At 68.6% G+C, this 24514-nt stretch carries 24 protein-coding genes; 8 read left to right on the forward strand and 16 right to left on the reverse strand.

Going from position 1 to position 24514, the window contains the following annotated elements; all coding sequences use genetic code 11:
* Nucleotides 1-69: 69 nt before the first annotated feature.
* A complete protein-coding gene (locus AB7E03_RS00265; protein ID WP_489938200.1) occupies nucleotides 70-2613 on the forward strand; it encodes an ATP-dependent Clp protease ATP-binding subunit in 2544 nt (847 codons plus the stop codon).
* 144 nt (nucleotides 2614-2757) lie between these two features.
* On the opposite strand, the gene AB7E03_RS00270 is transcribed toward AB7E03_RS00265, so the two are convergent.
* On the reverse strand, nucleotides 2758-3849 hold the full coding sequence (locus tag AB7E03_RS00270) for a type I restriction endonuclease (RefSeq protein ID WP_489938202.1): 1092 nt from the start codon (nucleotides 3847-3849) through the stop codon (nucleotides 2758-2760).
* A 300-nt stretch (nucleotides 3850-4149) separates the two neighbouring features.
* On the opposite strand from AB7E03_RS00270, the gene AB7E03_RS00275 reads away from it, so the two are divergent.
* On the forward strand, nucleotides 4150-6621 hold the full coding sequence (locus AB7E03_RS00275) for a transglycosylase domain-containing protein (protein WP_489938204.1): 2472 nt from the start codon (nucleotides 4150-4152) through the stop codon (nucleotides 6619-6621).
* 4 nt (nucleotides 6622-6625) lie between these two features.
* Here the strand turns inward: AB7E03_RS00275 and AB7E03_RS00280 are convergent, their stop codons facing one another.
* Genes AB7E03_RS00280 through AB7E03_RS00295 form a run of 4 tightly spaced genes read right to left on the reverse strand, consistent with a single transcriptional unit; the run spans nucleotide 6626 to nucleotide 9599 of the window.
* The gene (locus tag AB7E03_RS00280; RefSeq protein ID WP_489938206.1) at nucleotides 6626-7507 is read right to left on the reverse strand and encodes a 3-methyladenine DNA glycosylase; all 882 of its coding nucleotides are present in this window, start codon (nucleotides 7505-7507) and stop codon (nucleotides 6626-6628) included.
* Nucleotides 7504-8112, reverse strand: coding sequence for an HD domain-containing protein (locus AB7E03_RS00285; RefSeq protein WP_489938208.1), 609 nt, complete (start codon nucleotides 8110-8112; stop codon nucleotides 7504-7506). The genes AB7E03_RS00280 and AB7E03_RS00285 overlap by 4 nt, the downstream gene beginning before the upstream one ends.
* An 18-nt stretch (nucleotides 8113-8130) precedes the next feature.
* Nucleotides 8131-9162: a zinc-binding dehydrogenase gene (locus tag AB7E03_RS00290; protein ID WP_489938210.1), complete on the reverse strand. Its 1032-nt coding sequence runs from the start codon at nucleotides 9160-9162 to the stop codon at nucleotides 8131-8133.
* On the reverse strand, nucleotides 9159-9599 hold the full coding sequence (locus AB7E03_RS00295) for a (deoxy)nucleoside triphosphate pyrophosphohydrolase (protein WP_489938212.1): 441 nt from the start codon (nucleotides 9597-9599) through the stop codon (nucleotides 9159-9161). Before AB7E03_RS00295 ends, AB7E03_RS00290 begins: the two co-directional genes overlap by 4 nt.
* A gap of 45 nt (nucleotides 9600-9644) precedes the next feature.
* Between AB7E03_RS00295 and AB7E03_RS00300 the strand changes: the two genes are divergently transcribed.
* Nucleotides 9645-10322, forward strand: coding sequence for a DUF1345 domain-containing protein (locus tag AB7E03_RS00300; RefSeq protein WP_489938214.1), 678 nt, complete (start codon nucleotides 9645-9647; stop codon nucleotides 10320-10322).
* Nucleotides 10323-10334: 12 nt separating this feature from the next.
* On the opposite strand, the gene AB7E03_RS00305 is transcribed toward AB7E03_RS00300, so the two are convergent.
* On the reverse strand, nucleotides 10335-10634 hold the full coding sequence (locus AB7E03_RS00305) for a DUF1905 domain-containing protein (RefSeq protein WP_489938216.1): 300 nt from the start codon (nucleotides 10632-10634) through the stop codon (nucleotides 10335-10337).
* A 66-nt stretch (nucleotides 10635-10700) separates the two neighbouring features.
* Between AB7E03_RS00305 and AB7E03_RS00310 the strand changes: the two genes are divergently transcribed.
* Both AB7E03_RS00310 and AB7E03_RS00315 read left to right on the forward strand, forming a co-directional pair.
* Nucleotides 10701-11087 (forward strand): DUF7144 family membrane protein, encoded by a 387-nt coding sequence (locus AB7E03_RS00310; RefSeq protein ID WP_489938218.1) that lies wholly within the window; start codon nucleotides 10701-10703, stop codon nucleotides 11085-11087.
* A 66-nt stretch (nucleotides 11088-11153) separates the two neighbouring features.
* A complete protein-coding gene (locus AB7E03_RS00315) occupies nucleotides 11154-11780 on the forward strand; it encodes a hypothetical protein (protein WP_489938220.1) in 627 nt (208 codons plus the stop codon).
* Nucleotides 11781-12194: 414 nt separating this feature from the next.
* On the opposite strand, the gene AB7E03_RS00320 is transcribed toward AB7E03_RS00315, so the two are convergent.
* Both AB7E03_RS00320 and AB7E03_RS00325 read right to left on the reverse strand, forming a co-directional pair.
* The gene (locus AB7E03_RS00320) at nucleotides 12195-13124 is read right to left on the reverse strand and encodes a hypothetical protein (RefSeq protein WP_489938222.1); all 930 of its coding nucleotides are present in this window, start codon (nucleotides 13122-13124) and stop codon (nucleotides 12195-12197) included.
* A 191-nt stretch (nucleotides 13125-13315) separates the two neighbouring features.
* A complete protein-coding gene (locus AB7E03_RS00325) occupies nucleotides 13316-14773 on the reverse strand; it encodes a lipase maturation factor family protein (protein WP_489938224.1) in 1458 nt (485 codons plus the stop codon).
* 132 nt (nucleotides 14774-14905) lie between these two features.
* On the opposite strand from AB7E03_RS00325, the gene AB7E03_RS00330 reads away from it, so the two are divergent.
* Entirely contained in the window at nucleotides 14906-16210 is a 1305-nt protein-coding gene (locus AB7E03_RS00330; protein WP_489938226.1) for a DUF1254 domain-containing protein, read from the forward strand.
* A gap of 12 nt (nucleotides 16211-16222) precedes the next feature.
* On the opposite strand, the gene AB7E03_RS00335 is transcribed toward AB7E03_RS00330, so the two are convergent.
* Together AB7E03_RS00335 and AB7E03_RS00340 are read right to left on the reverse strand one after the other, a co-directional pair.
* Nucleotides 16223-16765 carry a cysteine hydrolase family protein gene (locus AB7E03_RS00335; protein WP_489938228.1) on the reverse strand — a complete coding sequence of 181 codons (543 nt, stop codon included), beginning with the start codon at nucleotides 16763-16765 and terminating at the stop codon, nucleotides 16223-16225.
* A 34-nt stretch (nucleotides 16766-16799) separates the two neighbouring features.
* Nucleotides 16800-17477: an endonuclease/exonuclease/phosphatase family protein gene (locus AB7E03_RS00340; protein ID WP_441782884.1), complete on the reverse strand. Its 678-nt coding sequence runs from the start codon at nucleotides 17475-17477 to the stop codon at nucleotides 16800-16802.
* A gap of 153 nt (nucleotides 17478-17630) precedes the next feature.
* Between AB7E03_RS00340 and ligD the strand changes: the two genes are divergently transcribed.
* Entirely contained in the window at nucleotides 17631-18650 is a 1020-nt protein-coding gene (gene ligD, locus AB7E03_RS00345) for a non-homologous end-joining DNA ligase (RefSeq protein WP_489938230.1), read from the forward strand.
* A 12-nt stretch (nucleotides 18651-18662) separates the two neighbouring features.
* Here ligD and AB7E03_RS00350 read toward each other — a convergent pair whose 3' ends face one another.
* Together AB7E03_RS00350 and AB7E03_RS00355 are read right to left on the reverse strand one after the other, a co-directional pair.
* On the reverse strand, nucleotides 18663-19298 hold the full coding sequence (locus AB7E03_RS00350) for a UdgX family uracil-DNA binding protein (RefSeq protein ID WP_489938232.1): 636 nt from the start codon (nucleotides 19296-19298) through the stop codon (nucleotides 18663-18665).
* A gap of 70 nt (nucleotides 19299-19368) precedes the next feature.
* Nucleotides 19369-20433, reverse strand: a complete 1065-nt coding sequence (locus AB7E03_RS00355; RefSeq protein ID WP_489938234.1) for an ATP-dependent DNA ligase — start codon at nucleotides 20431-20433, stop codon at nucleotides 19369-19371.
* Between the two features lie 110 nt (nucleotides 20434-20543).
* Between AB7E03_RS00355 and AB7E03_RS00360 the strand changes: the two genes are divergently transcribed.
* On the forward strand, nucleotides 20544-20990 hold the full coding sequence (locus AB7E03_RS00360) for an SIP domain-containing protein (RefSeq protein ID WP_489938236.1): 447 nt from the start codon (nucleotides 20544-20546) through the stop codon (nucleotides 20988-20990).
* A gap of 31 nt (nucleotides 20991-21021) precedes the next feature.
* On the opposite strand, the gene AB7E03_RS00365 is transcribed toward AB7E03_RS00360, so the two are convergent.
* The 4 genes from AB7E03_RS00365 to AB7E03_RS00380 are packed head-to-tail and all read right to left on the reverse strand — an operon-like array spanning nucleotide 21022 to nucleotide 24511.
* Nucleotides 21022-21867 carry an SDR family NAD(P)-dependent oxidoreductase gene (locus tag AB7E03_RS00365; RefSeq protein WP_489938238.1) on the reverse strand — a complete coding sequence of 282 codons (846 nt, stop codon included), beginning with the start codon at nucleotides 21865-21867 and terminating at the stop codon, nucleotides 21022-21024.
* A complete protein-coding gene (locus AB7E03_RS00370) occupies nucleotides 21864-22223 on the reverse strand; it encodes a Fe-S oxidoreductase (protein ID WP_489938240.1) in 360 nt (119 codons plus the stop codon). Before AB7E03_RS00370 ends, AB7E03_RS00365 begins: the two co-directional genes overlap by 4 nt.
* Nucleotides 22220-23671, reverse strand: a complete 1452-nt coding sequence (locus AB7E03_RS00375) for a dihydrolipoyl dehydrogenase family protein (protein ID WP_489938242.1) — start codon at nucleotides 23669-23671, stop codon at nucleotides 22220-22222. The genes AB7E03_RS00370 and AB7E03_RS00375 overlap by 4 nt, the downstream gene beginning before the upstream one ends.
* Before the next feature lie 54 nt (nucleotides 23672-23725).
* Nucleotides 23726-24511: a crotonase/enoyl-CoA hydratase family protein gene (locus tag AB7E03_RS00380; RefSeq protein ID WP_489938244.1), complete on the reverse strand. Its 786-nt coding sequence runs from the start codon at nucleotides 24509-24511 to the stop codon at nucleotides 23726-23728.
* Nucleotides 24512-24514 lie beyond the last annotated feature (3 nt).

Consider the following 24514-nt stretch of genomic DNA (forward strand, 5'->3'; position numbering starts at 1 on the left):
GGAATATTCACGCCCCTCCTGCGTTGGACTTGAGTGCACAAGGCTCAACTTTGAGAAACAGGAGAACACGTGCCTGAGAACTTCACTCCCGACGGTGACAACGCGAACTCGTTCGACGAGTTCCTCGCGCGGTACCTTGCGGGCGAGCGCGCACGTAACGCGCGTTCCATCGACATCAGCCGCTTCCTCAGCCGGCGCACCCAGGAGCTGCTGGCCGAGGCCGGTCGCTTCGCCCTGGAGCACGGCCACAGCGAACTCGACGCGCTCCACGTCCTCCGCGTGATGGCGGTGCAGGAGCCGGCGTCCGACGCCATGCGCCGCATCGGCGTCGACCCCGAGCGGGTCGCCGAGGCCGCCGAGCAGCGTCTGCCTGCCGCGGGCGACGAGATCCACGCCGACGGCGCATCCATCACAGGACCGCTGCAGCGCGCCCTGTTCCACGCGTACCAGGTGGCGCAGGCGTCCGGCTCGACCTACATCGACCCCGAGCACCTCTTCTTCGCGCTCGTGATCGGCCGCGACGCTCCCGCAGGGCGCGTCCTGCAGGCCGCGGGCGTTACTCCGGAGTCGCTCACCGACGCGATGCGCCAGAGCGCCACCATGGGTGGGAGCGAGAGCGCCGGCCAGCCGGCCGCATCCACCTCCGAGACCCCGATGCTCGACCAGTTCGGCACCGACCTGACCGAGCTCGCCCGCGAGGGACGACTCGACCCGGTCATCGGTCGACTGGATGAGATCGACCAGACGGTCGAGATCCTCTCCCGCCGCACCAAGAACAACCCTGTCCTGGTGGGCGAGGCGGGCGTCGGCAAGACCGCGATCGTCGAGGGCCTGGCCCGCGCGATCGTGGCGGGCGACGTGCCCGAGCAGTTGCAGGACAAGAAGGTCGTCTCCCTCGACCTCGCGGGGATGGTCGCAGGGACCCGGTACCGCGGCGACTTCGAAGAGCGGCTCACTTCGCTCATGGATGAGATCAGCGCCGGCAAGGACGAGCTGATCGTGTTCATCGACGAGCTGCACACCGTGGTCGGCGCCGGAGGGTCCGGCGAGTCCGGCGGTATGGACGCCGGCAACATCCTCAAGCCGCGCCTTGCCCGCGGCGACCTGCACCTGGTCGGCGCGACGACGCTCAAGGAGTACCGCCGCATCGAGAAGGACCCGGCGCTGGAGCGCCGCTTCCAGCCGGTGACGGTAGGCGAGCCGTCCGTGGACGACGCCGTACTCATCCTCGACGGCCTCCGCGGCGCGTACGAGGAGCACCACGGCGTGCAGTACACGGAGGACGCCATTCGCGCCGCCGTCGAGCTGTCCGACCGCTACATCTCGGACCGCTTCCTGCCCGACAAGGCCATCGACCTGATCGACCAGGCCGGCGCGCGCCTGCGCCTGTCGCTCGGCAAGCGCGTCGACACCTCCGCCCTCATGGAGCGCCTGGCGACCCTGGAGTCCGAGAAGAACTCCGCCGTGGCCGCCGAGCACTACGAGGAGGCGTCACGCCTCCGCGACGAGATGGAGAGTGTGCAGCGTTCGCTGGACGAGCTGAGCAGCGCACCCCGAGTGGATGCGGTGGTCGGCGAGCCCGAGATCGCCGCGATCGTGTCGCGTGCGACCGGCATCCCGGTCTCCCGTGTCGGTCAGGCCGACCGTGAGCGCCTCGCGCGTCTCGAGTCGGAGCTGCACCAGCGGGTGATCGGCCAGGACGACGCGGTCGTCGCGGTGGCGAAGGCCGTCCGCCGCAACCGCACCGGCCTCGGCGACGAGGGTCGCCCGGTCGGAAGCTTCCTCTTCCTCGGCCCGACGGGCGTGGGCAAGACCGAGCTGGCGAAGTCCCTCGCGACCTCGCTCTTCGGCTCGGAGAAGGCCATGCTGCGGTTCGACATGAGCGAGTTCGGCGAGCGCCACACGGTCGCCCGTCTGGTCGGTGCCCCTCCCGGATACGTCGGCTACGACGAGGCCGGCCAGCTGACCGAGCGCGTGCGCCGCAACCCGTACTCGGTGATCCTGTTCGACGAGATCGAGAAGGCGCACCCCGACGTGTTCAACCTGCTGCTGCAGGTGCTCGACGACGGGCGCCTGACCGACGGCCAGGGTCGAACGGTCGACTTCCGCAACACGGTCGTCATCATGACCTCGAACCTGGGGTCCGAGTTCCTGGCGTCGCGCAGCGGCGCTCTGGGATTCGTCCCGGCCGGTTCGGACGGCTTCTTCTCGGAGAAGGACATCCGCGACCGCGTCATGGGCAAGCTGCGTGAGGCGATGCGTCCGGAGTTCCTGAACCGCATCGACGAGATCGTGCTGTTCCGGAAGCTGGATGCGGAGCAACTGCGCGACATCGTCCGCCTGCTGCTGAATGCGACCGCCTCCCGGCTGGCCACTCGCGACATCGCCTTCGAGGTGACGGATGCCGCGGTCGCCTGGGTCGCGGACACCGGCTACGAGCCGGAATACGGCGCCCGTCCGCTGCGCCGGGTCATCCAGCGCGAGGTGGACGACCGCATCGCGGAGCTGATGGTGAGCGGCGAGCTCGCCGAGGGCGGCCGCGTGGTGGTGGATGCCGACGCCGGCGAGCTGCGGGTCTCCGCCGCCGCCCTGTCCGTCCCTCTCGCGGCCTAACCCGTCCCGTCCCGTAAGGCGCCGGTCCTGTTTTCAGGACCGGCGCCTTCGCGCATCCCGGCGTTGCATCCAGTGGTCGCAACACGCCGTCAGGGGCACCTGGCGCAACGGCGTGTTGCCACCACTAGATCCGGCGTAATGCCTCTAGGCGTATCGGCGAACTGCCTCGCGGATGTCGTCGGCGAAGCGGTAGATCTCGTCAAGCGACGTGATTTCGTGCCGAGTCTCGATCTTTTCCTCATCGAAGAGGCCGAGATACTTCTTCGATTTGCCGTTGAAGTGAAGTCTGGCTACCGGCTTGCGATTGTTGTCATCGATCAGCACGGCGAAATAGGACTTCGAGTCGCGCTGGGCAACGCGCTGTGGCTTCACCTCACTGCAAGCAATCGCCTTGACGATCTGGTAGCCCTCGAGTTCTTCGAGCGTCGTCTCGATCTCAGTGTCCCTGTTGAGGTCGTCGTCTGCGGCCGGCTGGCTGCTGACGCTCTCACCGGGGGCGGCTTCGACTGTGGCATAGCTTGAACCGCCGAGGGCGGTCTTCAGCCTGTCGTTGGCCTGGTCATTCAGGAACTGCTTGGTCGCTTTCGCAACCAGCGGGCCGAACTGATCCCGAACACGCTGGGTGATAGCACCGTCGTACACCCGGCTGATGAAGAATCGCGTCCACTCGTCCTCGGGCTCGCGGAACTGCGTTGCGAGCACGCGCTTGATCTGGCCGATGTATTTCAGCTCGCCAGCAGCGTTGATGACCGATTCCAGATCGAATGAATCTTTCGTCAGCTTGCGCAGTTCCGGAATCAGCATCTCGTCGATGTCCAGCAGATCCAGGACCAGGAATGGCTTGTCGTCCATCCGGTTCGGCGCATCCAGGTCCGTATAAAACTGGTACACCTGACCGTTCGTGAGGACAGCCACTCGCGCGTTGGTGACGGCGAAGTAGCGGAAGAGTTGGGACGCGTTCTCGATCGTCAGGGGCTCCGTCGACTTCTTCGTCTCGATGAGCATTTGAACCTCACCATCACGAACGATGGCGTAGTCGATCTTTTCCCCCTTCTTGATTCCGACGTCGGCTGTGAACTCCGGCACCACCTCCAGCGGGTCGAAGACGTCGTAGCCGAGAACGTTCGAGATGAACGGCATGACGAAGGCGTTCTTGGTCGCCTCCTCCGTGTGGATGGCCTCTCGCTGGTTGGCGACCTTTTGCGCCATAGCAGCGAGCACTTCTGCAAACTCCATTAATGCTCCCCGATCAAGTGTTATTCAGAGAGTAGCGACGGGAGTCCCCTGCCCGTCCGTCGACTGGCGGGCGTTGCACCCCAACTGGGGGCATACTCGGCGCCGGAATGTGCGGTGAACGAATCCAGTGGTGGCAACACGCCGTCAGGGCACCTGGCGCAACGGCGTGTTGCGACCACTGGATCCCCGCACCAGCCCAACGCCCGCCTTGCCCGCCGCCGTACGCATCCTGAACATCTCCACACCGACGCACACGAGACCCCCTGGACTCACCCAGGGTGCCCTGGTTGCCTGGAGGGCGTGCCCGCTTCCGACCGACCCCGCAATCCCCGCCTGGCCGCCCTCGACGAGCGGCTGGAGTCCGTCAAGCGCTTCGAGCTGAAGCCCGCCCGCACGCGCGGCGGCATCTTCGCCCAGTTCTTCGGGCTGGCGCTGGTCGCCGCCGTCCTGAGCTCGCTTTTCCTGCTGCCCGGGTTCCTCGGCGTCGGCGTCACGGCGGCCGCCGGGGTGAACGACTTCAACGCGCTGCCGGCCAACCTGCACATCCAGCAGTTCGCCCAGAATTCGACCGTGTACGCCAAGCAGGGCGGGCAGGATGTGCCGATCGCGACCTTCTTCGCCCAGAACCGGCAGGACGTCAGCTGGGATCAGATCGCACAGACGATGAAGGATGCGACCGTCTCCGCCGAGGACCCGCGCTTCTACACCGAGGGCGCCGTCGACATCTGGGGCACCCTCCGCGGCGCCGTGTCCACGGTCGCGGGCGGGGATGTGCAGGGGGGCTCGTCGATCACGCAGCAGTACGTGAAGAACGTCGAGGTCGAGAAGTGCGAGGCCCTCACCAGCCAGAAGAAGGTACAGGCCTGCTACGCGGATGCGGCCGGCGTCACCCTGCAGCGCAAGGTGCAGGAGATGCGCTACGCGGTCGAGGTGGAGAAGACGTACAGCAAGAAGGACATCCTCACCGGCTACCTCAACGTCGTCGGTTTCGGCGGCCAGGTCTACGGTGTGCAGGCCGCCGCCCAGTACTACTTCGGCAGCACCGCCGACAAGCTGGATCTGGCCCAGGCGGCGACGCTCGCCGCCATCCTGAACAACCCGGCCAACCTGCGCATCGACGAGCCGGACAACAAGGACAATGGCGCGGCGAACGGCTACAAGCTGACCAAGGAGCGGCGTGACTACGTGCTGAGCCGCATGTACATCACGCACACGATCACGAAGCAGCAGCGGGATGCGGCGATCGCGACGCCGATCCAGCCCACGATCACCCCGACGACCCAGGGATGCGCGGCCGCGCAGGCGGTCAACGCCGCGTTCTTCTGCGACTACGTGCGCGACGTCATCCTCAACGACCCCGCGTACGGCGCGACTGCGGATGAGCGCTGGCAGACCCTGAACCGCGGCGGTCTGAAGATCTACACGACGCTCAACCTCGACCTGCAGCAGGTCGCGCAGGCCTCACTGAACAAGTACATCCCCGCGTCGCGTCCCGGCATCGACCTCGGGGCGTCGAACGTCGCTCTGGAGCTGGGCACCGGGCGAATCGTCACGATGGTGCAGAACCGCACCTTCAACAACACGGACACGCCCATCGACGGCACGACCGCGGTGAATTACAACACGGACGAGGACTACGGCGGCTCGCAGGGCTTCCAGACCGGGTCGACCTTCAAGGCGTTCGACCTCGCCGCGTGGCTGGAGGCGGGCCACAGCCTGTACGAGAGGGTGAACGCGTCGCAGCACCTGTTCCCGACCTCCGACTTCACCAACACGTGCGCGAACATCGACGGTCCGGCGTGGCCGGTCACTAACGACGAAGGGTCGGCGAGCCGGCTGTCGGTGATGTCCGCGACGGCGGAGTCCGTCAACACAGCCTTCGCCGAGATGGGCACGAAGGTCGACCTCTGTTCGATCCTGGATGCGGCCAAGGGGCTGGGCGTGCATCCCGCCTCGTCCACCAACCCGTGGGTCCAGACGCCCTCGATGATCCTCGGCACGAACTACATCTCGCCGTTGACCATGGCGACCGCCTACGCGGGCATCGCGAACAACGGCACGGTGTGCACGCCCGTCGCGATCGACCGCGTCGTGAACGCCGACGGCACCGAGCACAAGGTGAGCAAGACGACCTGCACGCAGGGCCTCAAGCCGGAGATCGCGGCGGGTGTCACCTACGCGCTGGAGGGCGTCATCAAGGGCGGCGGAACCGCCGCGAGCGCCAACCCGTACGACGACATCCCGATCATGGCGAAGACAGGCACGACCGATAACTCGCTGGAGAACTGGCTGATCACTTCGACCACGAAGGTCGCGACTGCGACCTGGGTGGGCAACGTCTCGGGGTCGACCCCGCTGCGGTCGCTGTACTTCCAGGGCGTCGGCGGCGGGAACGTCAAGTTCTCGATCGCCAAGCCCATCCTGAAGGCGCTGAACGCGGCCTACGGCGGCACCGACTTCACCGAACCGACGGATGCCGTGCTCTACGGCGACCAGATCACCATGCCGGATGTGACCGGCAAGGCGGTGGATGTGTCCATGAAGCTGCTGGACGGGCTCGGCCTCGACGTGAGCGTCGACCCGACGCCGGTCGACAGCGACCAGCCGGCCGGGACGGTGGCGGCGAGCGACCCCGCGGCGGGGGCGTCCCTCAGTGACGGCGAGTCCGTGACGTTGACGGTCAGCAACGGCTCCAAGGCCAAGGGCAGCCCGACACCGAGCCCCGGCGGCTCGACCTCCAGCGCCACGCCGACGCCCAAGCCGACGGGCTGAGCGCTCAGGCCGCGGCGGCCGGCTGGCCGAGCCAGGCGTCGAGGATGCGGGAACGCAGCAGGTTCGACCGTTCCGCGAACGCCCGCTGCCGCCGCACGTACTCTGCCTTGCCCTCCGGCGTCTCGATGGCGACCGGATCGGCGCCCCAGTCGCGCATGTCGTAGGGGGAGGCCTGCATGTCGAGCAGCCGGATGTCGCGGGCCAGCTCGAACGCGTCGAGGAGCAGTTCGCCGGGGACGAGCGGGCCGAGCTTCATCGCCCACTTGTACACATCCATCCCGGCGTGCAGGCAACCGGGCTGTTCGAGGTCCGGCTGCGTGTCGCGGGTCGGCGCGTAGTGGTTGCGCGGAACCGCCTCCGGCGTGAAAAAGCGGAAAGCGTCGATGTGCGTGCAGCGCAGCTCGTGCGTCTCGACCACGGCGTCGGTCGCCTCCCGGCCGAGACGCAGGGGCACGGCGTGCCGACGCTCGTCCTGCCGGTAGACCATCGCCCACTCGTGCAGCCCGAAGCAGCCGAAGCGTCCAGGTCGCGCGGCCGTGGATCTCAGGATGCGCTCCACGCCCCGCAGCAGCGACGCCTTCTCGGTCTCGAGGGACTCCCGGTCGACGACGAGCGACCCGGGCTCGGAGCCTGCGACGTACCAGCGCCAGCCGGCCCGGGCATCCTCGGCGGCGCCCACGAGTTCGATTCCAGGTCCGGGATGCCACCGCCGCAACTGGGCCGGGGCGTACGAGTAGTAGGTGAACAGGAAGTCCCACACCGGGTGCTTCTCGCCGCGCGCCGCCCGCTCGCGATGCTCGGCCGTCAGAGCGTCGGCGCGCGCGACGTGGGCGCGCTCGCGGGCGCGCCAGTCGCTCTCGGCGAGCCGGACGGAGGTGATGTTCACCCTTCGAGGATACGTTCCAGCGGGTTATCGCGGAGCTTGCGCTGCACGCCGCCGTTGACCAGCCGCCGGGCGGAGGTGTCGGGCTTCCGCTCCGATTGATCGGCGACGCACGCGCCGAACTCGGCCGCCAGCTCCAACCGCGGGTATGCGGTGACCACTTCTCGCCGGAACTCGAGCGGCAGTTCGTCGACCCGCGCGCCCGCGATGTCGAGCGCAGTCGCGATCTCGAGCAGGTGACCCTCCGCATCCATCGCCGGATCGACCTCGGGCCAGTTGTGCCGCACGATCACCTCGTGGGCGCGCACGCGGCGCGGGGCCGGCCAGCCCGCACCCGCCGTCAGCGCGATGGCGACGTGCCCCGCGGCATCCTCGTAGGCGAGGGTGTGGTTGTCGAACTCGGCTGCGATGCCCAGATCGTGCAGGATCGCCGAGACGTAGAGCAGCTCGCGGTCGGCGTCGAGGCCGCGACTAGTCGCGAAACCTTCTGCCCACAGCCACGACCGCTGCACATGGTTCAGCAGCGACGGCGTGTGGTATTCCGTCGCGATCTCGAGGGCCGCGCGTGCGGCGGCCGTGTCGGGGCGGGAGTAGTCGGCGATGCGCATGGGTTCATCATCGCAGTCTCATCCGGCGGGATGCAGGACCGCGATCCCCGTCGGAGGCGCGGAGTCGGCCGTCTCCAGGAGTCGCGCCGCCCCGGCGAAGCCGACCGCGCCGCCGACCAGCTGCTGCGGGTTCAGCCGACCCGCGGCGACGAGGTCGAGCATCGCCGGGTAGTCCGCGGCGGCCATGCCGTGACTGCCGAGCACATCCAGTTCCCACCCGATCACCCGGTCGAGCGGCAGCTCGGGGACGGCAGACGAGAGCAGCCCGACCTGCACGTGACGGCCGCGCCGGCGGAGCGAGCGTACGGCGGCGGCTGCGGTCTCGGGGGAGCCGACCGCGTCGATCGTGGCGTGCGCGCCACCGCCGGTCAGCGCGGTCACCCGGCCGGCCGTGTCCTCCGACGCGACGACGGTGTGCTCGGCGCCGAGGCGCGCAGCGAGGTCCAGTGCGGCAGCGGAGCGGTCGACGGCCACCACCCGCGCGCCCAGAGCCGAGGCGATCATCACGGCGCTCAGTCCGACGCCGCCTGCGCCGTACACCGCGAGCCACTCGCCGGGCTGGATGCGCGCCCGCGCCGTGACCGCGCGGAACGCCGTCGCGAAGCGGCAGCCGAGGCTCGCGGCGGCGTCCGCATCCAAACCGTCGGGGATGCGGACCAGATTGGTATCCGCCGCGCGGACGGCGACGAGCTCGGCGTGCGAGCCCCAGTGCGTGAAGCCGGGCTGCGTCTGTTGCGGGCAGACCTGGGCCTGCCCGGAACGGCACCACTCGCACTCACCGCAGCCGTTGACGAACGGCGCCGTCACGCGGTCGCCCGGACGCCAGCGGGTGACGCCCGGACCGACCGTCTCGACGACACCGGCGAACTCGTGCCCCGGCACGTGCGGCAGCCGCACGGAGTCGTCGTGCCCCGCCCAGGCGTGCCAGTCGCTCCGGCAGAGGCCGGACGCCTCGACGCGGATCACGGCACCGCCCTCGGGCGCGACGGGGTCGGGGAGTTCGGCCACCGTCACCGGGCCGCCGAAACGCTCGTAGTGCAGCGCTTTCACGCTTCCTCCTTCTCCGCCGTGCGTGGATTCTCCGCCGCGGTCGCGCGCAGAACGCGGACCATGGGCAGGTCCGCGTCGGCCCACTCCAGTTCGCTGAGCAGCCCGGCGGGCACCCAGCGCAGTTCGTCGTGGTCGGTGCTGGCGACCGGAGCGCCGCCATCCAGCCGGCACTCATAGCAGGCGAGGTCGATCGCCCGACCCTCTGCGCGCGCGGACACCGTGCGATCGAGCAGCCTGCCGACGTGGATGCGCACCCCGAGCTCCTCGCGGATCTCCCGCACCAAGGCGTCCTCGGGCGTCTCCCCGGCCTCCACCTTGCCGCCGGGGAACTCCCACCGGCCCGCAGCGTCCTTCCCGGGCGCACGGCGGCAGGCGAGGACCCGTCCGCCGTCGCGGATGACGGCGGCGACGACGACGAGTGGCTGCACGACTCCCATCCTGCCCTCCCTGACGGGGTGGCCGCGCGCCGCTAGCATCCAGGTATGTCGCAGACCGTGCCCGTGCGGCGGCCGTCGGTGGTCGTCGGTTTCGTGGCGAGCGTGACCGCCCAGCTGGTGATGACGGTCGTCGGCGTGTGGGTGGTCGTCTTCTCGGAGGACGACATCTCGACGGTAAGCCTGCTCGCGCTGTGGTGCGTGATCGGCACACTGTACGAGGTCGTGGTGCTGATCGTGCTCGGCCGGATCGCGAAGCAGCCGTCGGTCGCGGGTCACCGCCCGGCGCGCTGGGAGACCGGGCGTCTGGCGCGCGTGATTTCGATGACGGCGACGATCCTCGCCAGCCTCATCGGCTTCACCGCCGCCTTCCAAGTGCTCGGGCCGCAGAACGACCCGGAGGTCGGGACGTTCACGGACGTCGTCGGGGTCTGGGCGATGCTGCTGGCGTGGGGATTCTTCCACTGGGGATTCGCGCAGATCTACTACCAGCGGTTCTGGTCGACCGACGAGCCCATGCTGCGCTTCCCGGGCACCGAGCATCCCCGCTTCATCGACTTCGTGTACTTCGCCTACACGCTCGGCACGACGTTCGCCGCCTCCGATGTCGAGGTGCGGACCACCCGGATGCGCTGGACGATCGTGTGGCACTCGGTGCTGAGCTACTTCTTCAACGGGCTCGTCATCGTGCTCGCGCTGAACACGATCATGTCGGCGGCGAAGTAGTCGCGGCCGCGATCAGAGCAGGGTCTCAACGCCGATCCTGACCCGGTCGCCGAGCTCCACGCCCTCGGCCCGCCGCACCGCGCTCTTGATCGGGACGACGTAAGTGCCGTCGGACTCCGGGAAGATCGACGTCGACCAGCGTGATCCGCCCAGCGTCACGGACACCTTCACGGAGTCGAAGCCGGCGGGTGGATGCGGCTGAAGACGGATCTCCTCCGAGACCTCCAGCGGCAGCCGGGCGAACACCCACAGCTCCCGTCGGGACGCCCAGCGGAAGAGTTCCGTCTCGAACTCATAGCGGTAACCGGCCATATCCGCCAAGCTACCGGGAGAAGCGGCACCGCGTGAACCGGTCGCCCATGAATCGAAGGAGCCGACATGGCCGCACGTCCCGGATCGGTCACGTTCGTGGCCGTGCTCACCTACATCAACGGCATCCTGAACATCATCGGCGGTGTCCTCATCCTGCTGACCCGCGACCAGATGGCCGCGGGCAATTCCGCAACGCTCGGCGGGATCACGACGGCCGCGATCATCTCGCTGCTGCTCGGCATCGTGGTCGTCATCGTGGCGCGCGGCCTGCTCCGCGGCAGCCCGGGAGCCCGCGCGGTCGTCACCGTCGTCATGATCATCGACCTGTTCAACGGCCTGTTCTTGCTGTTCAACTCGCAGGTCGCGGGTGGAGTCATCCAGATCCTCTGGTCGCTGCTCATCATCGTTCTGCTCTACACACGCCGGGCGAACGCATTCTTCACAGGTCGCTGACCCGCACGAGCCGATCGGACAGAATGGGAGAGGCGTCGTCTCCGGCGCCCCGGTTCGAGGAGTTCCATGCGCTGGCCGAAGTGGTTCCGCAGGGGCGTCGAGAAGACGACGCGCACGCGTCCCTTCGACGAGCACGCCCTTCCAGAGCCGGTCGCGCCCACGCTCGAGCAGTCCGTCGAGGAGGGCATGCTGCTCGCGGAATACGCCACCCGCATGGCGGTGAAGAACCACATCGTGGTGGACACCATCCAGTACGGCAACTCGTACGATCCGGCGCTGCATGCGATGGAGGCGGCGGCGATGCTCCGCGAACTCGCCTCGGAGCAGGGTGTCGCCGCGGGCCGCATCGAGGAGGAGCTGGCGGCGGCAGAGAACCTGGGTGGCGACGCGATGCACCCGCACGACTACCGGAAGCTGGATGTCGACAATCTGAGGCTGCGCAGGGATGCAGCGATCACGCTAGCCGCTGCACTACGGGCGAAGGCCGACTCGGACGAGGAGCTGCAGACTCTGGTCGAGCGCGGCCGCGTCGACGCGTGGGATGACGTGCGCCGCGCCATCGAGGCCGGCCTCGACGCGTTCTCGGGGGCGGAGGCGCTGAAGGACGACTACGAGCGGGAGAAGCCGGCCCGGCTCAAGCTGCTGATCTGGCGCGACCTGGCGCGGCTGGAGGAGCAGCGCACGGGCTACTGACTCGCTGGGATGGTTCCCTCGCTTTCGGGGACTGATCAGATCGTCGTGGGACTCCCTAGCGTTCGTCGTCGGTCACCCGCGGTGATGGTCGAGAAAGCCCGAAGCGAAGCTGTTCGCAACCTCGACGAGCCTTAGCAGCCAGCCTCGGATACGCCACCTCATTGCAATGCTCCCTTTCGCGGGCGGGTCACTCTCGCTCCCGATCCTTGGCGGCCCAGTAGCAGCCCGCAAGACAGCCCAACCCCAAGCTCAGGAGTCCGACTATTGTCCATCCCCACCACGGCAGAAGGAGCGGGCTCGTCAAACCGAGTACAAGTAGCGTGAGGGGAATCGGCCACGTGATTGCTTTCCTGGCGGGCGTTCGATCGAGCGCCGCCCAGGCTTCGCGACCGAGTAGATCTCTGAATTTCATTTTCAGCGGCAATAGCTGTCCTTATATGGGATGGTCGAGACGACTCCCGGCCCAAACATGAGGCGTGCGCACTGCCCCGCCCAATAAGCACGCTGAGAGTTGTAACTGATCGACGCGAGATTCAGTACGCAGAGGGCTACACCGGCTCCTCCGGCAACTTTTCCAACCTGACCGCACATCTTTGCAGCCGAGACCGGGGTGGCGAGCGCCAGGGTTTCAGCACGCGTCGTCTTTACGGTGGGGAGACCCCGGTACCACTCAAACGTGGGATCAGCAATCACCGGGAATGCGGTATCGCCAGTGAAGTCAACAATCTGCGTCAGTACGTCGCCGCTGACTTCGAAGTGCGTGCCCACCGCTGCGCCGTTGGCATCCTTTGCCCACGGTGCCGGAACGTAAGCCGATATGGTGTTCCCGTCGATAATGCCAACGTAAGCGGAACCGTCGTCCAGGAGATGAACGGCCTGCTCGCCCGGGATATCCACTGGGTAGTCGTACCGTTTCGGGGCGTTTGCGCTCGTGATGACGGTGCTGATCTGTACGGTTCCGTCCGCGTGCGCAACCGGTACCGTCGAGGAGCCGTTGTTGTTGTCATACACGACCACGCCGGCCTTCGGCGAGTTGGCCGCGTTGCTTGCCAGGTCTGCGAATGGAAGCCCGATCGCCACCTCTGCTCCGCCCGATACTTGCACACCGTCCGATGGGTCCACCGGCACTGAGACATCCAGACCCGACACGGACGCCCGCGCCGCCGTATCCGTGTCCGAGGTCGTCTTCGCGACATCCGATACCGCTTCCGGCGCGACCTGCTGCACGGCAGCGACAGCGTCAGCGGCATTGATCGTGTCTGCGTCAGCGGGGACGAACCCCGTCAGCGTCCCTCCGATGACGCTCATGCCGGCAACCGCCACGCACACCGACAGTGCCTTCAACTTCCTCGTTGTATTCACGGCAACCCTTCCGTTTCTCAGAACGGGAAGGAGCATGTGTCCGCGACCACGCGTACAACGAGCCGCTACCCGTGAGCGCCGCACGTAACGACGCTCACTTAGGTAGACGTTGCCTTCTACGGGTCATGACGCGGACAGCACACGCAGCATCACCCTCTCATCGGGGAATACTCCTACTGACCGCCGCGCAGGCTCACCGGCGGCACCAGGTCGCCCACTTCCGACCGCACCCACACGTCGCCGGTCGCGCGCTTCTCGGCGTGCGTCGCGAAGCGGTAGAGGAACATTCGCGCGCGGATCGCCCGCGGCGGGACCCCGCCGAACGGGTCGTGCCGCAGCAGCTTCAGGGTCCGCCGGTCAGCCTCCAGGAGCCGCAGCAGGAACACCTCGAACCAGGGGGAGTCGCGGGAGCCGAGCGCGAGGAACCACATCAGCCAGTCCAGGCGCAGGTGGTACGGCGCGTACTGCCGCGGCAGGCGGTCCACGTCGCCCGGCTTGCCCTTGAATCCGTATTCGTGCCACTGTGCCCCGGGATCGGAAGGGTCATCAGCCGTGCCTTCGACGACGACCTCGTACCGTTCCTGCGTCACGCTGCCGAAAGCGCCGTAGGCGTTCACCAGGTGCCAGCGGTTGAAGCTCGCGTTCATCAGCTGACGATGGGCGAACAGGTTCCGCAGGGGCGGCCAGCTGAGGACGACGAGGAAGACCGTCGCGGCGACGGCGACCACGGCGAACCAGAGCGGCACCCCTGCGGCGCCGATGCCGCCCACCTCAAGACCGCCGAACATCCACGAGAAGACCGAGTCGCTGATGCCCGCGAAGGCGAGGACGATGGTGATCCAGTTGAGCCAGGCGAAATTCCCGGTGGCGACGAGCCACAGCTGCGTCAGGATCATGATCACGGCGGCGACGCTCGCAACAGGCTGCGGGGCGAACAGGAACCACGGCACGATCAACTGGGCGAAATGGTTGCCGAGCACCTCCACCCGGTGGAACCACTTGGGCAGCAGGTGCGCGGTCCGGCTGAGGGGGTTCGGCATCGGCTGCGTCTCGTGGTGGTAGTACAGCGCGGTGAGGTCGCGCCAGGAGCGGTCGCCGCGCATCTTGATCATCCCGGCGCCGAACTCCAGCCGGAAGACCAGCCAGCGCACGAAGAAGATGATCGTGATCGGGGGAGCCGTGTCCCACGCCCCGAGGAACGCGACGACGAAGCCCGCCTCGCACAGCAGGCTCTCCCAGCCGAAGCCGTAGAACGTCTGCCCGATGTTCACGATCGAGAGGTAGAGGAACCAGACGATCAGGAACACGGGCACGAACACGTAGCTCGGCGCCAGTTGGACGACGCCGATCAGGATGAGGGCGGACAGTGCTGCGCCCGTCCAGGCGACCGTCCGCAGCAGCATGTCGGAGTACGCCCAACGGAACAAGGTCGGCTGCTTTTGCGCATACGGGTGACGGAGGAACCGCGGCGCTGGCAGGAGGCCGTGCTCGCCGAGCAGGGCCGGGAACTGGTTCACTGCCGACACGAAGGCGACCAGGTAGAGCGCCGCGACACCCCGCTCCAGGATCTCGCGCGCGATCGTGTAGTCGTCGCCGGCCAGCCATCCGGTCAGCCACGCGGGGAACTCCATCGACACCACCTCGCCGTCGGAACGCGTTCACCGTACGCCGGGGGATCGGGTGCGGTCGACCCTCACTATCGCCGCGAAGCGATCGAGCGGTACCGTCCAGGCATCGAGCGGTCGGAGTGGACGATGAACGTGATGGCAAGGGATCTGCGTACGGTGGCGGCGGAAGCATTCGTGTACTTCTACCCGTTGGTGACGATGGAGGTGACGCGGCTCCAGCAGACGATGCCGGACCCGTCCGGAGCGCGGGCGACGGGCGCTCCGTCCAACCGGTTCTTCCACCTGCGCCGGTACCCGGACGCTGACTTCCGGGCTGTTGTGCGGCCCAACTTCGACACGCTGTACTCGCTCGCCTTCCTCGACCTGACCGGCGGCCCAGTGTCGATCAGCGTCCCGGATGTCGGCGATCGGTACTACCTGCTCCCGATGCTCGACATGTGGACGGACGTCTTCGCCAATCCCGGCACGCGAACCAGCGGCAACGGTGCTCAGCGCTTCCTGATCGTGCCGTCCGGCTATGAGGGAGAGGTGCCCGCCGACGCCTCTGTGATCGAGGCGCCCACTCCGTACGTGTGGGTCATCGGCCGGGTGCAGACGAACGGGCCCGCCGACTACGAGGCAGCGAACCGTTTCCAGGACGGCCTGCACATCGAGGCGGCGGCGCAGACCACCGAGCAGTCGGAGGGGATCGCCGGCGTCACACCGGCCACGGAAGCGCTGGCGTTCGTGAATGCCCTGACCGCACCCGAGTTCCTCGACATCGCCGCCCGCCTGCTGTCCGTGAACCCGCCGCACGCGACAGACCATTCCCAGCTCTTCCGGCTGCGCGACCTGGGCATCACCGGCGATGGGCACTGGGATGCGGACCGGTTCACAGCGGACGAAATGGCAGAGATCCAGGCCGGCTTCACGGAGGCCCTCGCGGCGCTCCCGGCGCTCCTCGCGCACGTGGGTTCGCAGGCGAACGGATGGTCGTATCAGACCGACACGATGGGGGTCTACGGCAACTTCTACCTCAAGCGGGCCCTGGTCACGATGGCCGGCCTCGGCGCGAACCCGGCCGAGGACGCCATCTACCCGGTGCTGCTCACGGACAGCGACGGCGAGCCGTTGGCCGGCGAAACCGACTACAGCATCCACTTCAGCGCCGACACGATCCCTCCCGTCGGAGCGTTCTGGTCCATCACCATGTACGACGAGGAAGGGTTCCAGGCCGCCAACGAACTCGACCGGTTCGCCCTCGGCGACCGGGACGACCTCCACTACAACGAAGACGGGTCGCTGGACATCTACATCCAGCACGACAACCCGGGGCCGGAGCGGCAGCCGAACTGGCTGCCTGCGCCTCTCGGCCCGCTCGGTGTGACGATGCGCTTGTATGCTCCCGAACCGGCCGCCCTCAACGGGTCATGGAAACCGCCGCAGGTGGTGAAGGCCTAGCGGGATTCCGGGTCACACCGCGACGGATGCGGCGGGCTCAACGCCGAACAGCTGGCCCGGGTACCGCAGCCCAGCGAAGTAGCGGTTCGTGTGCGCGACGATCTGTTCCCCGCTGATCTCCACGCCATCCCATTCGGTGTCCGTCGTCGTGTGCGCATCGGAGACGAGGACCACGTCGTAGCCGCGGACGGCCGCGCTCTGGGCGGTGGTGCGGACGCAGTAGTCGCTCTGCGCGCCGGTGACGACGAGACGCCCGACGTCGAGGCGTTCCAGCACCTCGTCCAGGTCGGTGTCGGCGAACGAATCACGGTAGTGCTTGTGGATGCGCGGCTCACCGTCCGCCGGCATCAGCCCGTCGACCAGCTGCCAGGCGTCCGTGCCCTCCTCCATGCCGTCCTCCTCGTGCTGCACCCACACGATCGGCGTTCCGGCCGTGCGGGCGCGCTCGACCAGGGCGACGACCCGGGTGAGCACCGCGTCGGCGTCGAAGCAGCCTGGCAGCACTCCGTTCTGCAGGTCGATCACGAGCAGGGCGGAGGGGACGATGTCGGTCACCAGGCCATCCTGCCAGGAAGGGCGGCCGGGGGCCTCAGGCGGCGAGCACCGCGTCGAGCCGGATCGGCCGGTGATCCGAGGCGCCGGCGGGCAGCACATCCACTCGCTCGATCTCGAAGCCGGTGGAGGTGACGAAGTCGAAGTAGCCCGAGAAGAACTTGTAGCGCAGGTAGGTCGGCTCGGTCGTCCGCTTCAGCGTGTACCCGGACGTGGTGAGGTGGCGCTCCAGCCCGCTGATGAACCACGGGTAGTTGAAGTCGCCGACCATGACGACGGGGGTGTCGGGGGAGAGCGAGCGCATCGCGTCGTGGGCGGCGGCGATCTGCTTGCGCCGCAGCGAGTTCAACGCGGTCAGCGGGGCCGCGTGGAACGAGCCCACGAGGATGTCCTCGCCGTTGTCGCGGTCGCGCAGGTGCACGGCCAGAAGACGCTCGTTGGCGGGCGCCAGCACCCGGTCGTGCAAGGACTTCTGCACCGCGAACACCTGGCTGTGCAGGACCTCGTAGCGGTCGTCGCGCACGTACACGGCGAGTCCCAGCCGGTTGGCCCGGGTGGTGTCGGCCAGCACCAGGTCGTGCAGTCGCTCGGGCAGGGCGTCGCTGTCGCACTCCTGCAGGCACAGCACGTCCACGCCGTAGGTCTCAGCGATCCCCAGCAGTTCACCGCTGGCCGCGTGCTTGCGGAGGTTGTAGCTCACGATCCTCAGGGTCATGCACCTCTTCTCGAAGGACCTCGTCGCGGTCGGCACGGATGCGCGCCCGCTTAGCCATTCTGTCTCACTTCGGGTGGTGCTCAAGCGGCCCCGCGTGATCCCACAAGGAATTCACATCGCCGTCACCGCCGGTTCGGACGGTACGGTGGTGCCATGGCAGGCGATGCGGTTGTGCTCACCGTCCCAGGTCGGAGTGGCGACAGGGAGGTGCGCATCTCCAGTCCCGGGCGTGTGATCTTCCCCGAGCCGGCTATCACGAAGCTCGATCTGGCGAAGTATCTGGTCGAGGTCGGCGACGCGTTCGTCCGCGCGAACGGCGACCGGCCGGTGTCGCTGCAGCGCTTCCCCGAGGGGATCGACGGGGAGCAGTTCTTCTCCAAGAACCCTCCGCGCGGCACGCCGGACTACGTGCGCTCGGTCACCGTGACCTATCCCAGCGCCCGGTCGCATCCGCAGCTCGTCGTCGATGAGCCGGCAGCGGCGGTCTGGGCCGCGCAGATGAACACGGTCGTGTTCCATCCGTGGCCGTCGCGTGCCGAGGACTCCGACAACCCCGACCAGCTGCGCATCGACCTCGACCCGCAACCGGGGACGGGCTTCGCCGAGGCGGTGCGTGCGGCGATCGAGCTCCGGAAGGTGCTCCAGGAGGCCGGGCTCACCGCGTTCATCAAGACCTCCGGCAACCGCGGACTCCACGTGTTCGCGCCGATCGTTCCGCAGCGCGAGTTCCTCGACGTCCGCCACGCGGTCATCGCGGCCGCGCGCGAGCTGGAGCGGCGGATGCCCGATCAGGTGACCACGGCGTGGTGGAAGGAGGAGCGCGGCGAACGCGTCTTCGTCGACTTCAACCAGGCCAACCGCGACCGAACGATGGCGGGCGCCTACAGCCCCCGTGCGCTGGCGCACGCGTCGGTCTCGGCGCCGATCACCTGGGACGAACTAAAAACGGTCGACCCGCGCGACTTCACGGTGCTGACGATGCCGGAGCGGTTGCGAACCGTCGGCGACCCGTGGGAGGACTTCGCTGCGGAGCCGGGCACGATCGACGCCCTGCTCGGATGGTGGGACCGGGACCTCGAGAACGGTCTGGGCGAGCTGCCCTTCCCGCCGGACTACCCGAAGATGCCGGGCGAGCCGCCGCGCGTCCAGCCGAGCCGCGCGAAGAAGCCGTAGCCGCGGGGGTCGTCAGGTCGCCGCGGCTTTCGCGGCCGCCTGCAGGTCGCTGACGAACGCGTCGTAGGCGGCATCCCATCCCGGATCGTCGCGAAGCCGCAGCAGCGCTGACGGATGTGTCGTGACGAGGACGGCCTGGCCGTCCGGCGACTGCTGCACCCGACCGCGCTCCTCGGTGATGCGGGTGGTCCGCCCGAGCACGCTGCGACCCGCGGTGGCGCCGAGGCAGACGACGACCTGCGGCTGCACGACCGCCAGTTCCGCCTCCAGCCACGGGTGACAGGCGACGATGTTGCCGACCGCCGGCTTCTCGTGGATGCGGCGCTTGCCCTGGCGGTGGAACCGGAAATGCTTGACCGCGTTTGTCACGTACACGTCGTCGCGGTCGATGCCCGCGTCGTCCAGTGCCTGGTCGAGGATGCGCCCGGCCGGCCCGACGAACGGCTCGCCTTCGACGTCCTCACGGTCTCCGGGCTGCTCGCCGACGAACATGAGCGCTGCTCGTGGGCGGCCGGCGGAAAAGACGACCTGGGTGGCGTCGCGGTACAGCTCGCAGCCGCGGCAGCCGGTCGCGGCCGCGCGCAGGCTGTCGAGATCCCGCTCGGCGGGCAGGAACCCTTCGGCGCCCGGACGCTCTTCGTCGGCCATAACGCCACGCAACCACCGCTCGGTGGTCGGCGCAACGCCCAGGCGCGCGCCAACCGTCACGCTGCAGCCGTCAGGTCAGCACGTCTCCGAGGTCGTACGCGATCGGCCGGTCCAGCTGCTCGAACGTGCACGAGTGTGCCTCGCGGTCGGGCCGCCACCGCTCGAACTGGGCGGTGTGCCGGAAGCGCATGCCCTCCATCTGGTCGTACCGCACCTCGAGCACGCGCTCGGGACGCAACCGGACGAACGACACATCCTTGGCGGACGAGAAGCGACTGCGGTCCGTGGCGCCCTTCACCGCCGCGCCCTCCTGATCCCGCTCGACCAGGGGTTCCAGTTCGTCGATCAGTTCCAGCCGCCTGGCGTCGCTGAAGGCAGACACGCCCCCGACGTTGCGCAGCTCGCCGTCGTCGCCGTACAGCCCGACGAGCAGCGATCCGACACCCCGGCCGCTGGTGTGGATGCGATAGCCGAGCGCGACGACATCGGCCGTGCGGTGGTGCTTGATCTTCAGCATGGTGCGCTTATTGGGCGTGTAGACGCCTGCGAACGGCTTGGCGACGACACCATCCAGCCCGGCACCCTCGAACTCGACCAGCCAGCGCCGTGCGCGGTCGACATCGGTCGTCGTCCGGGTCAGTTCGATCGGATCGGGAAGGCCGCCGGCGAACTCCTCCAGTGCCGCCCGCCGCTCGGAGAACGGCTTGTCGACGTACGATTCGTCGCCGATCGCGAGCAGGTCGAACGCGACGAAGGTCGCCGGAGTCTCCTGCGACAGCTTCGTCACGCGGCTGGCGGCGGGGTGGATGCGCTGCGACAGCGCTTCCCAGTCGAGACGCTGGTGACCCGGTTCGCCGGTGGGGACGACGATCTCGCCGTCGAGCACGCACGGGCCGGGCAGGATGCTGCGGAACGCCTCCACGAGTTCGGGGAAGTACCGGGTGAGCATCTTGGAGCCGCGGCTGCCGATCTCCACCGACTCCACGGCGCCGTCGCCCTCGGCATACACGATGGCGCGGAAGCCGTCCCACTTGGGTTCGTAGCTGAGCCCGCCGGTGACGCTGTCGGGCTCGGGCACGGCGGGGACGGCCTTCGCGAGCATCGGGGCGATCGGGGACGAGGCGGTGGGGCGCATGCTTCGATCATGCCGCGAACCTCCGACCTTGCGGAAGGGATGCGGTCACGCTGCGGATGCGCTCAGAGCGGCTGGCCGTTAGGTAAGGCTGCCCTTATAGTGGTGGCGATATGTACCGCCCGGACCACGCCACTCATACCGCCTCGACCGCGCACCTCGACGACCGCGTCCAGTTCCTGGTCGTCGCCGACGAGAACTCGCTCGCCGAGCTCGAGGCCGAACTCGCCCTCCTGCCGCTGTGCGCCCGCGGACGCGTCTTCGTCGAGGTGGAGCGCGATTCGCAGATCGTGCCGCTCGCGACGCCGCTGCGCATGACGGTCACTTGGCTGGTGCGTTCGCACCGCAGCGGCCGCCCGGGCACCGGCGAGCGGTGCGCCGCAGGCCAGGCCGGTGTACGCGCTGTCCGGGCCTGGAGCGATGAGATGCTGTGCGACGGACCGGGCGAGACCCGCGCCATCCTCACCGGCGGATTCGCGCTCGTGTCCGAAGTGCGCGATCACCTCCTCGACGGAGTCGGGATGTCGCTCGACGCGGTGTCCGCTCCCGCGTTCTCCTGACCCCGCGCCCGCGCCCGCGCCCGCGCTTGACTCAGGCCGCGACGTCGAGACCGACGAGCTGCTCGCTCGCGGCCCACAGGTCCCGGCCCAGCTGCGCGTTCCCCGCCTGCGGGTTCGTGCGTCCGTTCGCCGTGAGGCGGTCGAAGTAGGTTCCGCTCGGCGCGCCGACCGCAGCCGGGCCCGCCAGGAGAAGCAGAGGAGCGGCGCCTGCGGCGACGGAGATGCCGAACGAGCTCCGCGTGACCAGGTGGCCGAACCGGATGAGCGGGGATTGGTTGCCGAAATTGGTGGCGATGGTCCCTGGGTGGAACGAGTACGCGCTGACGCCCGTCCCGGTCAGCCGCTCGGCGAGCTCGGAGGCGAACAGGATCGTCGCGAGCTTCGCGGTCCCGTACGCCCGCCAGCCGCCCTGCCAGGGCCGGCGCTCCCAATCGAGGTCGTCAACGCGGAGGCTGCCGAACCGGTTGGCGACGCTCGCGGTCGAGACGACTCGGACGTCGCGGCCGGCGGCGGCGGTCTCCACCAGCCGCGGACGAAGCAGCGCGGTGAGGAGGAACGGGGCCAGGTGATTCGCCTGGATGGTGCGCTCGTGCCCATCCACCGTCAGCTGGTGCTCGTGGTACAGCCCACCCGCGTTGTTGGCGAGCACGTCGATGGTGTCGTAGCGGTCGAGCAGCGCAGCAGCGAGCGCCCGCACGTCATCCAGCCGCTCGAAGTCGGCGAGGAACGGCGTTGCGCCGATGCGCTCGGCGACGGCACGCGTGCGCTCGGGGTTGCGGCCGACGACCGCCACCTGGTCGCCGCCCGCGGCCAGCTGCTCCGCGGCGACCGCGCCGATCCCCGAACTCGCCCCGGTGATGATGACCGTGCGCGTCACAGGTAGCCGCCCTTCTCGAGGCCCGCCTCGATCTCGAACCGGTTGCGCAGCGGATCGCGCCCGGCCAGGAAGTAGAGGAACGGGAACAGCATCCCGTACTTCTGCCACTGCTGCTTGTGGATCGCCTCGTGCTCCAGCACGTCGTCGGTGACGTTGTGGTCGGTGAGGTACACGCCCCCGACGCACGATCCGCCGCGGCCGAAGGTCGCCTTCGGCATCCCGCGGAAGACCGTGAGGCCCGCGCGTCGCTCGATGCGCCCGGTACTCCACAGGAAGCCCCACACCAGCCCGACCGCAGTCGCATACAGGTAGCCGAGGCGGCTGGAGGCGCCGATCAGCGAGCGGAGCCCGGTCACAGCTCGGGCCGCCCGTAGGCCTCGAGCAGCCGCAGCCACACTTCGCTGACGGTCGGGTAGGAGGGCACGGCGTGCCACAGCCGGTCGAGCGGCACCTCGCCGACGACCGCGACGGTCGCCGAGTGCAGCAGCTCGCCGACATCCTGACCGACGAAGGTGACGCCGAGCACGACCCCGCGCTCCTCGTCGACCACCATCCGCGCCTGCCCCTCATAGCCGTCGGCGACGATGTGGGCGCCCGAGACGTTGCCGATCGGGTAGTCGACGACGCGGATGCGGTATCCGGCTTTCTCGGCCGCTTGGGCGGTGAGCCCGACGGACGCGACCTCAGGGTCGGTGAAGGTGACCTGCGGAACGGCTTGGTGGTCGGCGGTCGCCACGAACGTGCCCCACGGGGCCAGCGAAACCTCGTGTCCCATCGCGCGAGCGGCGATGGCGTCGCCGGCGGCGCGTGCCTGGTACTTGCCCTGGTGGGTGAGGAGTGCGCGGTGGTTGACGTCTCCCACGCCGTACAGCCAGCCGCCGTCGACCGGCTCGCTGTCGGCGCCGAGCACGCGCATGCTGTCGTCCACGTCGAGCCAGGCGCCCTCCTCCAGACCGAAGGCGTCGAGCCCGATGCCGAAGGTGCGGGGGAGGCGGCCGGTGGCGACCAGGAACTCCTCGGCCTCCACCACGGTGCCGTCATCGAGGTGGATGCGGAAGCCCTCGTCGTCTGTGCGCTCCACCCGCTCGGGCTCGGTGTCGAGGTGGAGGGTGGCGCCGAGCTTCTTCAGGGATTCGGCCACCATTTCGCCGGCGAAAGGCTCCTCGGCACCGAGTAGTCCGCTGCGCGCGATGAGGTGCACATCCGTCCCGAAGCCGGCGTACGCGGTCGCCATCTCGGTGGCGACGACACCGCCGCCGAGGATAGCCAGCGAGAGCGGGACGCGCTGCGCGCTGGTCGCCTCACGACTCGACCACGGCTCGCTCTCGCGGAGGCCGAGGATGTCGGGCATGAGTGCCGCCGATCCGGTCGACACTGCGACGGCGTGCTTCGCCCGCAGCACCGTGGCCGTGCCGTCCTCCGCGGTGACGGTGACCTCGCGCGGAGCGGTGATGACGCCCCATCCGCGCACCAGGTCGATCCCGGCGCCGTTCAGCCACTCGACCTGGCCGTCGTCCTTCCAGTTGCTCGTCATGTCGTCGCGACGCTTCAGAACGGCGGCGACGTCGAGCGGACCGGTGACCGCCTCCCGCGTCCCGCCGACCTTCTGCGCGGCCCGGAGCAGCGCTCCGCTGCGCAGCAGCGTCTTCGAGGGCATGCACGCCCAGTACGAGCACTCGCCGCCGACCAGTTCGGATTCGACGATGACCGTCCGCATGCCGCCCTGCGCTGCGCGGTCCGCGACGTTCTCGCCGACCGCGCCTGCGCCCATCACGATGACGTCGTAGTCCCGGGTCTCGCTCATGCATGCTCCTTCGTGGTGTCCGTGTGGTGTTCGTCGTGCCGGGCGGAACGGATGTCAGCGGCCCACGAAGGTCGCCTCGGTGCGCGTGAGGAACGCTTCCATGCCGATTCGCGCATCCTCACTCCCAGCCAGCCGCACCAGCGCGGGCTGGAGCTCCGCCTCCGCCGCCGCATCCCCGTCGCGGACCGCGCGCTTGGCGTTCGCGAGCGCCGCCTGCACCGCGAGCGGCGCCTGCGCGGCGATCCGCTCGGCCAGTTCCAGCGCCCGCGCGAACTGCTGGCCGTCCTCCACGACCTCCTGGACGAGCCCGATCCGGTGCGCTTCGGCGGCGTCGAAGAGGTCGCCGGTGAGGATGTAGCGCATCGCGTTGCCCCATCCGACCGCACGCGGGAAGCGCAGGGTCGCACCGCCGAAGGGCAGGATGCCGCGTGTGACCTCGATCTGCCCGAACCGCGTGCCCCGCGCCGCCACCGCGATGTCGGAGGCGAGGATGAGCTCGATCCCGAGCGTCAGGCAGGTGCCCTGCACGGCGATGACGACGGGCTTGGTCAGCTGCCGGCCCGACACCTGCCACGGGTCGATGCTGTCCTCGTCCACGAAAGCAAGTCCGTCGGCCCCGATCCGCGGACCGAGGTCGGCGAGGTCGAGTCCGGCGGTGAAGTGATCGCCGACCGCATGGACGAGCCCGACACGCAGTTCGGGGTCGCGTTCCAGCTCCCCGTACGCCCGGGCGAGTGCCGACAGCAGTTCGAAGTCGGCGGCGTTCCGCTTGTCCGGCCGGTTGAGTCCGATCAGCAGCACGTGCCCGCGCCGCTCGGTCAGGATTCTGGGCTCGCTCATGCC

The organism is Leifsonia sp. RCC_180 (genome assembly GCF_058138205.1).

What these genes read in the sequence shown, in the direction of transcription:
- AB7E03_RS00355 (WP_489938234.1), bottom strand. Translation starts at nt 20,433, where the DNA reads ATGCGCCCCACCGCCTCGTCCCCGATCGCCCCGATGCTCGCGAAGGCC.
- AB7E03_RS00310 (WP_489938218.1), top strand. Translation starts at nt 10,701, where the DNA reads ATGGCCGCACGTCCCGGATCGGTCACGTTCGTGGCCGTGCTCACCTAC.
- AB7E03_RS00315 (WP_489938220.1), top strand. Translation starts at nt 11,154, where the DNA reads ATGCGCTGGCCGAAGTGGTTCCGCAGGGGCGTCGAGAAGACGACGCGC.
- AB7E03_RS00340 (WP_441782884.1), bottom strand. Translation starts at nt 17,477, where the DNA reads ATGACCCTGAGGATCGTGAGCTACAACCTCCGCAAGCACGCGGCCAGC.
- AB7E03_RS00285 (WP_489938208.1), bottom strand. Translation starts at nt 8,112, where the DNA reads ATGCGCATCGCCGACTACTCCCGCCCCGACACGGCCGCCGCACGCGCG.
- AB7E03_RS00330 (WP_489938226.1), top strand. Translation starts at nt 14,906, where the DNA reads ATGGCAAGGGATCTGCGTACGGTGGCGGCGGAAGCATTCGTGTACTTC.
- ligD (WP_489938230.1), top strand. Translation starts at nt 17,631, where the DNA reads ATGGCAGGCGATGCGGTTGTGCTCACCGTCCCAGGTCGGAGTGGCGAC.
- AB7E03_RS00295 (WP_489938212.1), bottom strand. Translation starts at nt 9,599, where the DNA reads ATGGGAGTCGTGCAGCCACTCGTCGTCGTCGCCGCCGTCATCCGCGAC.
- AB7E03_RS00270 (WP_489938202.1), bottom strand. Translation starts at nt 3,849, where the DNA reads ATGGAGTTTGCAGAAGTGCTCGCTGCTATGGCGCAAAAGGTCGCCAAC.
- AB7E03_RS00375 (WP_489938242.1), bottom strand. Translation starts at nt 23,671, where the DNA reads ATGAGCGAGACCCGGGACTACGACGTCATCGTGATGGGCGCAGGCGCG.
- AB7E03_RS00305 (WP_489938216.1), bottom strand. Translation starts at nt 10,634, where the DNA reads ATGGCCGGTTACCGCTATGAGTTCGAGACGGAACTCTTCCGCTGGGCG.
- AB7E03_RS00300 (WP_489938214.1), top strand. Translation starts at nt 9,645, where the DNA reads ATGTCGCAGACCGTGCCCGTGCGGCGGCCGTCGGTGGTCGTCGGTTTC.
- AB7E03_RS00360 (WP_489938236.1), top strand. Translation starts at nt 20,544, where the DNA reads ATGTACCGCCCGGACCACGCCACTCATACCGCCTCGACCGCGCACCTC.
- AB7E03_RS00350 (WP_489938232.1), bottom strand. Translation starts at nt 19,298, where the DNA reads ATGGCCGACGAAGAGCGTCCGGGCGCCGAAGGGTTCCTGCCCGCCGAG.
- AB7E03_RS00325 (WP_489938224.1), bottom strand. Translation starts at nt 14,773, where the DNA reads ATGGAGTTCCCCGCGTGGCTGACCGGATGGCTGGCCGGCGACGACTAC.
- AB7E03_RS00380 (WP_489938244.1), bottom strand. Translation starts at nt 24,511, where the DNA reads ATGAGCGAGCCCAGAATCCTGACCGAGCGGCGCGGGCACGTGCTGCTG.